The sequence below is a fragment of the Curtobacterium sp. VKM Ac-2861 genome (assembly GCF_013204965.1).
Lineage (GTDB): Bacteria > Actinomycetota > Actinomycetes > Actinomycetales > Microbacteriaceae > Curtobacterium.
The window spans coordinates 306,373-318,728 of sequence record NZ_JABMLA010000003.1 but is presented as its reverse complement, the minus strand read 5'-3'; the positions used below and the strand labels follow the sequence as shown (position 1 = coordinate 318,728).

Annotated in this window: 11 protein-coding genes and 1 riboswitch; of the genes, 5 read left to right on the top strand and 6 right to left on the bottom strand. The window is 71.4% G+C overall.

Annotation, left to right across the window (positions count from 1 at the left end):
* Positions 1–76: 76 nt before the first annotated feature.
* Together HQQ88_RS09545 and HQQ88_RS09540 are read right to left on the bottom strand one after the other, a co-directional pair.
* Positions 77–1,108 (bottom strand): LacI family DNA-binding transcriptional regulator, encoded by a 1,032-nt coding sequence (locus tag HQQ88_RS09545; RefSeq protein WP_131845717.1) that lies wholly within the window; start codon positions 1,106–1,108, stop codon positions 77–79.
* Positions 1,087–3,123 (bottom strand): aldo/keto reductase, encoded by a 2,037-nt coding sequence (locus tag HQQ88_RS09540; protein ID WP_173169304.1) that lies wholly within the window; start codon positions 3,121–3,123, stop codon positions 1,087–1,089. The genes HQQ88_RS09545 and HQQ88_RS09540 overlap by 22 nt, the downstream gene beginning before the upstream one ends.
* A gap of 202 nt (positions 3,124–3,325) precedes the next feature.
* On the opposite strand from HQQ88_RS09540, the gene HQQ88_RS09535 reads away from it, so the two are divergent.
* The 5 genes from HQQ88_RS09535 to HQQ88_RS09515 all read left to right on the top strand — a co-directional run bounded on the left by HQQ88_RS09535 (position 3,326) and on the right by HQQ88_RS09515 (position 7,459).
* Positions 3,326–4,636 carry an ABC transporter substrate-binding protein gene (locus tag HQQ88_RS09535; protein ID WP_235036058.1) on the top strand — a complete coding sequence of 437 codons (1,311 nt, stop codon included), beginning with the start codon at positions 3,326–3,328 and terminating at the stop codon, positions 4,634–4,636.
* Entirely contained in the window at positions 4,633–5,667 is a 1,035-nt protein-coding gene (locus tag HQQ88_RS09530) for a carbohydrate ABC transporter permease (protein ID WP_173169303.1), read from the top strand. The genes HQQ88_RS09535 and HQQ88_RS09530 overlap by 4 nt, the downstream gene beginning before the upstream one ends.
* Positions 5,664–6,578: a carbohydrate ABC transporter permease gene (locus tag HQQ88_RS09525; protein WP_123292072.1), complete on the top strand. Its 915-nt coding sequence runs from the start codon at positions 5,664–5,666 to the stop codon at positions 6,576–6,578. The genes HQQ88_RS09530 and HQQ88_RS09525 overlap by 4 nt, the downstream gene beginning before the upstream one ends.
* Before the next feature lie 95 nt (positions 6,579–6,673).
* A complete protein-coding gene (locus tag HQQ88_RS09520; protein WP_123292071.1) occupies positions 6,674–7,222 on the top strand; it encodes a TetR/AcrR family transcriptional regulator in 549 nt (182 codons plus the stop codon).
* 66 nt (positions 7,223–7,288) lie between these two features.
* Complete coding sequence (locus HQQ88_RS09515; protein WP_159574085.1) at positions 7,289–7,459, top strand: hypothetical protein; 171 nt, start codon at positions 7,289–7,291, stop codon at positions 7,457–7,459.
* A gap of 362 nt (positions 7,460–7,821) precedes the next feature.
* Here the strand turns inward: HQQ88_RS09515 and ribH are convergent, their stop codons facing one another.
* From ribH to HQQ88_RS19895, 4 genes are all read right to left on the bottom strand, one after another.
* Complete coding sequence (gene ribH / locus HQQ88_RS09510) at positions 7,822–8,301, bottom strand: 6,7-dimethyl-8-ribityllumazine synthase (protein ID WP_123292070.1); 480 nt, start codon at positions 8,299–8,301, stop codon at positions 7,822–7,824.
* Entirely contained in the window at positions 8,298–8,978 is a 681-nt protein-coding gene (gene ribB, locus HQQ88_RS09505; RefSeq protein WP_173169302.1) for a 3,4-dihydroxy-2-butanone-4-phosphate synthase, read from the bottom strand. The genes ribH and ribB overlap by 4 nt, the downstream gene beginning before the upstream one ends.
* Positions 8,978–9,667, bottom strand: a complete 690-nt coding sequence (locus tag HQQ88_RS09500) for a riboflavin synthase (protein ID WP_173169301.1) — start codon at positions 9,665–9,667, stop codon at positions 8,978–8,980. The genes ribB and HQQ88_RS09500 overlap by 1 nt, the downstream gene beginning before the upstream one ends.
* Positions 9,668–9,757: 90 nt before the next feature.
* Positions 9,758–9,892, bottom strand: a riboswitch (FMN riboswitch).
* A gap of 68 nt (positions 9,893–9,960) precedes the next feature.
* Positions 9,961–12,354, bottom strand: coding sequence for a DUF2156 domain-containing protein (locus tag HQQ88_RS19895; protein WP_173169300.1), 2,394 nt, complete (start codon positions 12,352–12,354; stop codon positions 9,961–9,963).
* Positions 12,355–12,356 lie beyond the last annotated feature (2 nt).

Here is a 12,356-nt window from a genome sequence, read left to right as displayed (position 1 = left end):
CCGATGTCGGGCGGCCTGAGCGCCGACATGCCGAGATTTCGGAACCTCGGGGGCGGGACCGGCGCGGGGCGCGTCGTCAGGCGGAGTCGCGGACCAGCAGACTGTGGCGCACGGTGCGCTGCACTGCGGCGCCGTGCCGCGGCAGCTCACCGGCGAGCATGCCGAGCGCGAGCGTGAGGGCCTCGCGCGCGACGGCGTCGAGGTCGACCGCCAGGGTCGTCAGCATCGGCGACACCAGAGCGCCGAGCGGCAGGCCGTCGACGCCGACGACCCGGACCTCACCGGGGACGTCGACGCCCGCGCGGCGGCAGGCCTGCAGCACGCCGAGCGCCATCACGTCGTTGAAGGCCAGGATCGCGTCGAGTCGGCGCTTCCGAGCCAGGATCCGCGCCGTCTCGTCGGCACCGCACTCGGCGGTGCCGTGCGGCGCGTGCACGAGCTCCGGCAGGTAGCCGCGGCGGCGCAGCGCGTCCAGCATGAGCAGGCCGCGCGCGCTCGTGTGGTCCGGTGACGAGTTGTCGAGCACGACCGGGTGCCGCACCCCGGTCGCCACCAGGTGGTCGGCAAGGGCCTCGATCGCGTCGGCGGGGTCGATCCACACCGCAGCCGTGGGCGGGTCGGAGGACGGGTCGAGCTCGACCATCGGCACGTTGCCGAGGAGCTCGCTCCACCGGTGCCGGCGCGAGCCGAGGTACCCGATGACCACGTCGGTCTGCGCACCGAGCGCCTGGACCATCCGGTCGGCGTCACTCGCCAGGTCGACGTCGGCGAGCATGACGTTCCACCCCTGCTCGGCGGCGAGCCGGAACACGGCGGACGCGAGCTGGGGCGTGTACGGGTTCCGCAGGTCGTTCACGACGAGCCCGAGCTGGTGGTCGCCGCCGGTGACCAGCCCGCGGCCGAACCGCGACGGCCGGTAGTCGAGCGACGCCGCGACGGCGAGCACCCGTTCCTTCGTGGTCGCGCTGATGCCGGACATGCCGTTCATCGCGCGGGTGACGGTCTGCCGGGACACCCCGGCGGCCGCAGCGACGTCGATGATCGTCGCGCGGCCGCCGGAGTGCGGGCCGTCCGGTGGCGACTGGGTCAGTCGCGGAGGTCCAGCCATGCCACCTGTTCCGGGGTGAGGTCGACGGAGAGGCCCGTCATGGACGATCGGGCTTCCGCGATCGTACGCGGTCCGAAGAGCGGGAACGTCGGGAACGGCTGGTTCAGCACGTACGCCAGGGCGATCGCCGTGGCGGGGACGCCGAACCGGTCGCCGAGCTCCCGCGCGCGACGGAGCCGCTCGAAGTTCTCGTCGCTGTAGTAGCAGCGGACGAGTTCGGCGTCGCTGGTGTCCTCCGGCGTCGCACGGCCGGTGAAGAAGCCGCGGGCCTGCGACGACCACGGCAGCAGCGGGACCTGACGCTCCTCGAGCCACGCCTTCGACGCGGCGTCGGTCGCGTGCTCGCAGCCGTCCCACGGCACGTCGTAGGCCTCGGCCAGGCCGAAGTGGTTGCTGAGGACCTCGAACTCGTGCTTCCCGTTCGCCCGTGCGTAGGCGTTGGCCTCGTCGAAGCGTGCCAGCGTCCAGTTCGACCCGCCGTACACGCGGATGCGGCCCGCGCGGCGGTGCTCGTCGAGGACGTCGACGAACTCTCCCACCGGGATGTCCGGGTTGTCGCGGTGCATCATGTAGATGTCCGCGTAGTCGGTGCCCTGGCGCTCGAGGCTCTCGAGCAGCTGCTTCGTCAGGGACTCCGGGTCGCAGAACGGCGTGTGCGCACCCTTCGTGATGACGACCACGTCCTCGCGGATGCCGCGGTTCTGGATCCACTTGCCGAGCCGGCCCTCGAGCACACCGCCGCCGTAGATGTAGCCGGTGTCGAAGACGTTGCCGCCCTGCTCGACGAACAGGTCGAAGATCGCGCTGGCGTGGGCGAGGTCGGGCTGGTTGTCGACGCCCATGACCAGGCGCGACAGCCGCTTGCCGACACCCGGGATCTCGCCGTACTGCATGGGGTTGCCGTCCTGCACCCGGAGCGGCCGACCGCTCACGGTGGGGATGTCGGCGGACTCGGCCTCGAACGGGTAGCGCAGGCCGATCGCGGCGCGCCACTTGTCGAGGGTGCGAGCGGTCGCGAGCGACTCGTCGATCGTCATCTGTGCCGCCTCGACCGCACCCGCACGCAGGGCGTCGGTGGTGGCGTCGGCTTCACGGGCGTAGGGGTGCTCGCCGGCGAAGGACAGCGTGCGCGGGGCCTCGTCGACAGTGTGCACCTCGATCGTCGGGTCGGCGCCGAGGGTCCACGGGTCGGCCAGCAGGAGGCGACCGCGCGTGCCGTACACCGCGACCGCGTTGTCGTCCTGCACGAAGACACCGGTGCGGACGGACGCCGTGATGCCGCCGCGGTAGGTCAGCTGCGCGACGGTCCACTCGTCGACACCGGTCGGCCCGAGGGTGCCGGTGGCGGTGAGCTCCGTCGGCTCGGCGACGGCGACACCGGTCGCGGCCTGCACGATCGCGGCAGCCATCGTCACCGGGTACCCGCCGACGTCGAGGATCCCGCCGCCGGCCGTGTCGACGTCGAACAGTCGGCCGGTCCGCTCACCGGTCCGGAACGCGAACGAGGCGTCGATGTGCGTGACCTCGCCGATCACGCCGTCCCGCACGAGGTCGAGCAGTGCGGCGGTCTGCGGGTGGAAGCGGTACATGAACGCCTCGACCAGCGGCAGGCCAGCCTGGCGTGCGGCATCGGCGAGCGCCATGGCGGTGCCGTGGTTCGGGGCGAGGGGCTTCTCGCACAGGACGGCCTTGCCGGCCTCGAGCGCGGCGAGGACGAGCCGCGCGTGCCCGGTGTGCACGGTCGAGACGTACACGGCGTCGACGCGCGGGTCGGCGAGGACCTCGTCGTAGGTCGCAGCGGAGACGTCGGCGAACCCGAGCTGCGCGGCTTCGTCGGCGAAGGTCTGCGCCCGCTCGGTGGACGAGCTGCCGGCAGCCACCAGGGCACCACCGCTCGCGGGCAGCTGGGAGAGGAAGCGGCGGGCGATGCCCCCGGGGCCGAGGACGGCCCAGCCGGGGCGGTCGGCGACCGTCGGAGTCGGGGTGCTGGCGGTGTTCGCGGTCTGCGCTGACATGCGGATCCTTGTCGTCTCGTGAACCTTCACGGTCACGACGACGCTAGTGCCACACGCCCGGCGGATCAATGCGGAAGTGCTTGACACGGCGTGTCTCACAGAGGATGCTCTGGACCACTTCGTGAGCGTTCACGGTCGAACGCTCCGGGGACCCGGTATCGCTGTTTCCAACCCGATCTCAACGACGAGAGCAGGTAGTTTCGTGACGTCATCTCCATCGATCAGTCTCAGCAGGCGGGGGTTCCTCGCCGGCGCAGGTGCCCTCGGAGCCCTCGCCACCACCGCCTTGTTGGCCGGGTGCTCCACGAGCACCGCCATCTCCAAGGACCCTGACGAACTCGTCCTCTGGTACTGGAACCGGTCGCTCGACCCGAAGTTCCTGCGGCAGGCCGCCGGGGGGATCGCCGGGCAGGGGTCCAAGCGGCTCCGCCCCGACCTGATCGGCGGTGCCTCGTACGACACCAAGTTCCGGACGGCACTCGCCGGGAACGCGTTCATCCCCGACGTCCTCATGGTCAACTCGAACTGCTGGCTGTACTTCCCCGACGAAGACCTCTTCACCGACTTCGACGACCACGGCGGCGCGGCGAAGCGGGACGAGTACTACGACTGGAAGAGCGCACTCGGCCGGACGCCGAGCGGCCGGCAGTGCTTCTGGCCCGTCGACACCGGTCCGACCGGCTTCTTCTACCGGCAGGACGTCCTGGCGAAGGCCGGGCTGCCGACGGACCCGGACGAGGTCTCCGACGCGATCGCGACGTGGGACGGGTTCCGCTCCTTCGGCGCGAAGATCCGGAAGGGTGCGGACGCCGCGACGGTCATCACCGCAAACCAGCTCTTCAACCAGTACATCTACGCCAGCCCCACGCGGTACTTCGACCGCGACGACCAGCCGGTCTTCGAGCAGGACGACAGCTCGGTGCGGCAGGCGTGGGAGAACGCCGTCGCCTGCGTCCGTTCCGGCCTCACCGGCAACCTGCAGTCCGGCACCGACCAGAACGCCGGGTGGGTGTCCGGCCGGGTCGCGGGACAGATCGAGGGCGCGTGGTGGACGCAGGTCATCCACGACACGGCTCCCGACGCCGCCGGCACGTGGCGGGTCGCCCGGCAACCGGATCGGCCGGGGAACAGCGGCGGGTCGTTCCTCGCCGTCCCGAAGACCTCGAAGGACCCGGCCGCGGCCGCCGCGTTCGCGCAGTGGATCACCTCGCCCGAGGTGCAGTCGCACACGTACAACGACATCCAGCTGTTCCCCTCCACCCCGGCGTCGTTCGACAACGGGATCATGCGGAAGCCCGGCGACTACTTCGGCGACCAGGACCCGCTGGCGTTCTTCAACGCCTCGGCGATGGACGTCCCGGTGACGTACATCTCGAACTCCGAACGGTTCATCGGTGCGTTCGCGACCGAGATCACGAACGTCGAGGCCGGGGGCAAGGACCCGGACCGCGCCTGGCAGGACGCCGTCGACCAGACCAACCGGGTCCTCGACAAGCGGGGGGTCCGCGCATGAGCACCAAGCAGGCACCACCGACCACGAGCATCCCCGCGGTCGTCGGGACCCCGACGTCCTCCATCACCACCGCAGCGACCGGCAAACGGTACGGCCTCCGCCGGTTCTGGCCGCAGTACGTCGCGATCGCGCCGTTCTACGTGCTCTTCCTGGTGTTCGGGCTGTTCCCGATCGTGTTCTCGATCGTGCTGTCGTTCACCGACTGGGACGGGGTCGGCTCCCCCGCGTTCGTCGGTCTGGCCCAGTACCAGTACCTGCTCGGCGACCCGCGGTTCTGGAACGCCGTCGGCAACACGTTCCTCATCTGGGTGATGTCGACGATCCCGATGCTGTTCCTCGCGCTCGTGCTCGCGTTCCTGCTGCACGGCAACATCCGGGCGAAGGGCTTCTACCGCGTCGCGTTCTTCGTGCCGAACGTCACGAGCATGGTCGCGATGGCGATCGTGTTCGGCTCGGTGTTCTCCGACGGCTTCGGCCTGGTGAACGCGGCACTGCGCGCACTCGGCGCGGACCCGGTCGGGTGGCTGTCGTCGTACTGGGGCATCAAGGTCACCATCTCGGTGATGGTGATCTGGCGCTGGACGGGCTACAACGCGATCATCTACCTGGCCGGACTGCAGTCCATCTCGACCGAGTTGTACGACGCCGCCAAGGTGGACGGCGCGAACGCGTGGCAGATCTTCTCGCGCATCACCGTGCCGCTGCTGCACCCGGTGATCCTGTTCACCCTCATCACGTCGACGATCGGTGGGCTCGGGCTCTTCACGGAGCCGCAGATCCTGTTCAACGGACAAGCGGTGGGCGGCCCCGACGAGGCCGGCATGACGATCGTGCTCTACCAGTACGAGCAGGCGTTCAACCAGTTCGACTTCGGGTACGGCTCGGCGATCGCCTGGGTGCTGTTCCTGTTCTCCGTGGTGTTCGCGATCATCAACTGGCGTCTGCTCAGTGAACGCGACGGCCTGAAGACCCCACGACGACTCCGCGTGGCCCGCACGGTCCGCACCAGCACGAAGGGGGTCGACGCATGACCGCGACACCGACCACGACGACGACCAACACCGCCGCGGCACTCGGCCGACCGGGGGCCGCAGGGAACGACCGCGGCCGCGGGTTCCGCCGCGGCTGGCTCGGGACCGCCGTCACGCACCTCTGCCTGATCATCGGGGTGCTGCTGTCGATCTTCCCGTTCTGGTGGCTCCTCGTGATGTCGACGTCGACGAACGCCGAGATCTTCGGCTACCCGCCGTCGCTCTGGTTCGGGGACAACGCCCTCGCGAACGTGGCGTCCGTGTTCAGCAACGTCGACATGCTGCGGGCACTCCTGAACACCGTGCTCGTGGCCGGCAGCACCGCCGTCCTGGTCATGCTGTTCGACTCGCTCGCCGCGTTCGCGTTCGCGAAGTACGAGTTCCCGTTCAAGCGCACACTGTTCACCGTCATGCTCGCCACGTTCCTGGTGCCCGGCAGCCTGTCGCTGGTGCCGAGCTTCGTGCTCATGGCGAACCTCGGGTGGATCGGTGGTCTGCAGGCGCTCATCATCCCGGGGGCGGCGAACGCGTTCGGCATCTTCCTGCTCCGGCAGTTCGCCACCTCGTCGATCCCGAACGAGGTCATCGACTCGGCCCGGGTGGACGGAGCGGGGTTCTTCCGCACCTGGTGGTCGGTGGCGGTCCCGATGCTCCGCGGCGGGCTCGCGTTCCTCGGCATCTTCACGTTCATCACCGCCTGGAACGACTACGTCTGGCCGCTCATCGTCCTCATCGACCCGAAGGGACAGACCCTGCAGGTGGCCCTGGCCGGACTGAGCTCGGTGAACGCGACCGACCTCGGGGCGGTGATGGCCGGCGCCGTGATCAGTGTGTTCCCGCTCATCGGCGTGTTCATCATCGGCTCGCGCCACTTCATCGCCAACATCGCCGCCGGAGCACTGAAGGGCTGACGGGCCGAGCGCCCCGACCGGCAGGGTGCAAGCGTCGCGGGACGGCCCGCGACGCCTGCACCTGCTCGTGCACAACTCCTCCTAGACTCGTGCCCATGGCCAGTGCCCGCGACCGCGTCCTCGACAGCTTCGTCGCCATCGTGTGCGAAGACGGCGAACGTCCCGCGACGCTCGACGCCGTCGCCGCCCGCGCCGGTGTCTCCAAGGGCGGGCTGCTGTACCACTTCGGCTCCAAGGCGGCCCTGGTCGAGGGGCTGTGCGAGCGACTCTCCGACCTGTCCGCCATCGACGTCGAGCGCATGGCCGAGGCCGAGGACGGCGCCGCCCGCTACTTCGTGCGCAACTGCCTGTTCGTCGGCAGCGAGCTCGACCTCGCGCTCCTCGCCGCGAGCCGCCTGCAGCAGGCCGGCTACGAAGAAGCGGGCCGGACCCTCGACGACACCGAGAACGCGTGGCTCGTGACCCTCGTCGACGCCCTGCACGACGAGCCCACCGCCCAGGCGGTCAAGCTCCTCGGCGACGGCCTGTACCACCAGGCCTCCCTCGGTGCCGCGAGCGACGGTCGACCGAAGCGCAGCACCGTCGACATGGAGGCGCTCCTCGCCGTCGTGGACCGGCTGATCGCGACGAAGCCCGGCGCGTGAACGACCATCCCCGTTCCTGGGGATAGACTTGGCGACGTTCCACTCGTCGACACCCGGAGGTATCCCGTGGGCCGCGTCATCGCCGCTGTTTTCTCGATCCTGCTGCTGCTGGTGTCGATGTACCTGTTCGGGTTCGCGTTCCAGGTCGACTCGGGCCAGGCGTTCATCTTCATGGGTGGCCTCATCCTGATGACCCTCTCCTTCTTCCTGCCGATCCACGTGTTCGGCAAGCGGTAACCACTCCGCCGACGCAGAACGGCCCCGCACCTCTCGAGGTGCGGGGCCGTTCTGCATGCGGGCGCCGTGTCGGGAGCCCGCGCGAGCGCGGTGCACAATCAAAGTGCATCCGCGCCGCGGCATCACGCAGCGCGGATGCACTTTGGTTGTGCGGTCACGTGCCCGGAACGCACGACGCCACGGACGGGAGGCGCAGGGCGGGGCCGCCACGAGCCTCCCGTCCGTCGTCGCGCGCGTCCACAGCCCGCCGCACAACCACAGTGCGCTCGCGCCGGGCCGTCGCTCGGTTCGGGCGCCTTGTGGTTGTGCGCAGCGCATCCGCGCCATCCGCGCGCGGCCGCCGGCGCGGCCGCGGGCGTTCGCTACGCGAGCACGCGCAGCGAACGCAGCGTCACCGCGGTCGCGACCGCGGCGTGCACGGCCTCGGCGCCCTTGTCCTCCTTCGAGCCGGGCAGCCCGGCCCGGTCGATGCCCTGCTGCTCGTCGTCCAGGGTCAGCACGCCGAACCCGACGGGCTTGCCGGTGTCGATCGCCACGCGGGTGAGCCCACTCGTGGCGGCGTCGGACACGTACTCGAAGTGCGGGGTGCCGCCCCGGATGATCACACCGAGCGCGACCGCGGCGTCGAACCCGGCCTCGAGGGCGGTCTTCGCGACGACGGGCAGCTCGAAGCTCCCCGGCACCGGGAACACCGACGCGGTGGCGCCGAGCCGTTCGACCTCGCGCTGCGCCCCGGCGAGGAGGCCCGCCGCGATCGTGTCGTGCCACTGCCCGGCGACGATGGCCACCCGGATCCCGGTGCCGTCGACGTGGTCGCGGTCCGCCGCGCCTGCTCCGCTCATCGTGCTGTTCCTTCCGTGGACAGGGCAGCTGCTGCCGCCGTCCGGTCTGCCGCGTCCAGCCACTCGACGAGCGCGGCGATGGTGATGACGGGCACGCCTTCGCGCGCCCCGAGTGCGACGAGCGCCGGCAGCCGCATCATGCTGCCGTCCTCGTCGACGATCTCGCAGATCGCCGCGGCGGGCCGGAGCCCGGCTGCGGTGACGAGCTCGATCGCGGCTTCGGTGTGTCCCGCACGCTCGCGGACCCCGCCCGGTCGTGCCCGCAGGGGGACGACGTGGCCGGGGCGGTGCAGGTCGTCGCGCACGGAGGTCGGGTCGGCGAGGACCCGCAGCGTGCGTGCACGATCGTGGGCGCTGATGCCCGTGGTGACCCCGACGGCTGCGTCGACGGTGACGGTGTACGCGGTGCCGCGGACGTCCTCGTTGTGCTGGACCATCGGCGGCAGGTCGAGGGCGTCGGCGATCTCGGTGCTGACGGGCGCGCAGATGAACCCCGACGAGTGCGCCACGGTCCAGGCGATCCACTCCGGCGTCGCGAGTTCGGCGGACAGGATGACGTCGCCCTCGTTCTCGCGGTCCTCGTCGTCGACGACGATCACCGGGCGGCCGGCCGCGACCGACGCGATCGCGAGTTCGATGCTCGACGAGCCGAGCGTCTGCGGGACCGAGGCGACCATCACCGGGCCTCCGATCCGACGGCCTCGAACGAACCGACGGGCTCGAGCGAGCCCGCGGGCTCGAGCGAACCGACGGCGGCGTCGAGCCGCAGCATCCGCCGCACGTGCCGCGCGAGCACGTCGGTCTCGACGTTCACCCGGTCCCCCGGCACGCGCAGGCCGAGGGTCGTCGCCTCGAGCGTCTCCGGGATCAGGCTGACCTCGAACCAGGCGGCGTCCGGCGCGGTGTCCTCGGGCGAGACGGCGCTGACGGTGAGCGAGACGCCGTCGAGCGCGATCGACCCTTTGTCGACGACGAGCGGGCTGAGCGCCGGCGCGAGCGAGAACCGCACCCGGCGCCAGCCGTCACCGTCCGCGGTCTCGAGCACGGTGGCGGTGCCGTCGATGTGGCCCTGCACGATGTGGCCGCCGAGCCGGTCGCCGACCGACGCCGCGCGCTCGAGGTTCAGGCGGTCGCCCACCCGCAACGCTCCGTGCGCGCTCATGTCGAGCGTCTGCTTCATGACGAACGCGGTGAAGGAGTCGGGGGTCTGCTCGACCACGGTCAGGCAGACGCCGCTGGTGGCGATGGAGTCGCCGTGGCTGGCGTCCGCGACCACGATCGGCCCGCGGACGGTGAGCGCGACGGAGTCGCCGTGCTGCTCGACGGCGGTGACGGTGCCGAGTTCCTCGATGATGCCGGTGAACACTGGTGTCCTCTCAACGGGACTCCGGGGGTGTTCGACGATCGTCGGCATCGACGGACGGGTCGTCCCACGCAGGGTGGGTCGTCTCGTCCGCCAGCGCGCCTCCCATCCGGACTCTCACCGTCGGTCCCGGAGTTTCACCGAGTCAACCTCTGGCGGGTTCGCACCCGTCATCAGTTCGTGGACTGTCACCACCGGTTCGGAATTGCACCGACCCCGGAGCGCTTGCGTAGTCGGAACGATACCCCAGACCGGTGACCGACGCGTCGGGCCGGGACGCACCGTGTAACGCGCGGTCAGCCGCGTCCGCGCGCGAGCGCGACCGCCTGCCGCAGGGACAGGTCCGGCAGGTACGCCCGGACGACCGCGAGGCCGATCGACGGCAGCGCGACCGGGTCGGGGTAGGCGAGTACGAGCGGGTGCAGGTCGGGGCCGAACTTCTGCTTGAACCGGAGCAGCGACCGGAAGCCGTAGACCGGTTCGAGGACTCCCCCGACGAGCTCGAGCAGGCTCTGCACGCCGTCGCTCGGTGCCGCGTTCTCGCCCGCCTGCGCGAGCGGTGCCGCCGACAGGCTGAGTCGTTCGACGCCGTCGTCGCGCATCCGTTCGGCGGCGCTCGCGACGAGGAACTCCATCACGCCGTTCGGCGCGGCCTCGGTCCGGCGCATCACGTCGAGGGTCCAGCCGATGACCCGCCCCTCGCGGTGGCTCGGCAACCAGCTCGTCACGGCGAGCACCCGCCCGGTGGCGTCCTGCGCGACGAGCGTCCGGACGGCGGGGTCGCGCATCTCGTCCACCCCGCCGAGCGTGAATCCCATCTCGGGGAGCTCGCGCTCGGAGACCCACTCCTCCGAGATCGCCTCGATCTGCCGTGCCGTCGACGGCGGCAGGTCCTGCCAGGACGACCAGGTGGCGGTGATGCCCTCGCGGCGCGCCCGGTTCACGGCGGTGCGGACGTCCTGCTTGCGTTTGCCCGTCGTCGTCCACGTGCGGGGGTCGAGGTCGGCGTCCTCGGCGACCGGCAACGTCGACCACCCCTGCGTCGTGAGCAGCTCGGCCGTCCCGGCGTCGATGCCGTAGAAGACCGTCGTCCACCCGTTGTCGTCGCAGTACCGGGCGAAGTCCGTCATCGCGGCGGCGCGGGCGTCCGGGTAGCCGAACGGGCCGCCCACGGTGACGGCCACACCACCGTTGCGCCGGAACGCCACCCCGGCGCGCCCGTCGGCCGCGAACCAGTAGGCGTTGCCGCGCCAGGTCGTCATCCACCCGAAGGTGTCGCCGCCGCCGGCGAGCACCAGCGCCCGGGCCCGTTCGCGGTCGGACCGGGAGCCGTCCGCGTCGGTGTCGGGTTCCACTGCGCCGGTGGGCCGGACCGCGGCGAGCGCGACGACGAACCAGAGCACGGGGCCGGCGAGTCCGATCACGATGCGCAGCGCTGTGCCGAGTGAGGGCAGTTGCTCCCAGAAGGTCAGCGGCGAGAGGGGGCCGAGGGCGGCGACGGCGAGCCGGAGCGGGTCCTCGACGTGCTCCGGGGCCGACGCCGCGAACACCGCGACGGTGCCGACCACGACGGCGACCGCAGCGACGACGGTCACCGCGAAGGCGACCACACGCCGCCGTGAGGGCAGCACCGTGAACGACCGGCGCCGGAGCACGAGGACGGCCGCGGTCGCGAGCGGCACCACGATCGACGCACCGACCGACAGCGCCGTGACGAACTCGTCGGCGGTGCCCTGCAGCCCACCGGCCCGCGCCGGCAGCACCCCGTAGGTCACCGCGGCCGCGACCGCCGTCACCACGTCGACCGCCACCACGAGCCAGACGGCGAACCGGCTGCCCCGGAAGAGCCCGAGGCCGCCCACCACGAGGACGAGCAGCGGCGCGATGGCGAGCAGCAGCGTCCACGGGTCGGTCGCGCGGTACGCGAGCAGCGCGCGGAGGCACTGCCCAGCGGCCCCGTCGGTGCCGCAGCCGCTCACGGGAGTGACCGGCCCGGTGCCGAGCACCGCGGCGATCGGCGCGAGCAGTCCGATCCGTGCGCGGGAGACGAGCGCCACCACGGGGCCGATCGCCGACACCAGCACGACCGTCCCGAGCAGGACCCGGGTCTCGCGGTGCGAGCTGCGCACCCATCCGCCGCGCTCCGGGGTGCGGCGGAGCAGCTCACCGAGCACCCATCCCGCAGCGGCGGCGAGCACCGCGTACAGGTCGGAGGCGTGCCCGGCGTAGAGCAGGAGCGCGGCCACGACGGCGAGCGCGTTCACGCGGATGCGCCGTCGCCAGAGCGGTCCGGCGAACGCGCTCGCGGTGACGATCGTGCCGACGATCGCGGTCCAGGGGTCGAAGGCCGTCGCGCGCCCGAGCAGCAGGCCGGTGAGGTCGCGGCCGTCCGTGTCGACGAACGCGGTGAGCGCGCCGGCCGCGGTGCCGACGACCGTGGTGACGACGAACGCCAGGGCGGTCCGCCACGACCCCATCAGCCGCTCGGCGGCACCGACGAGGACGACGACGCCGGCGATCGTGGTGAGCAACGCGACCGCGCCGGTGGACGCCGCGAAGATCCGGAAGGGCCCGTACGAGGCCGGGTCGGCACCGTGCAGCACCCGGACGACGATGCCGAAGACCGCGGTCGCGACCACGAGGAACGTGATGGCGGCCGTCACCGGATGCCGGACGAGGGCGGAGCGCACCC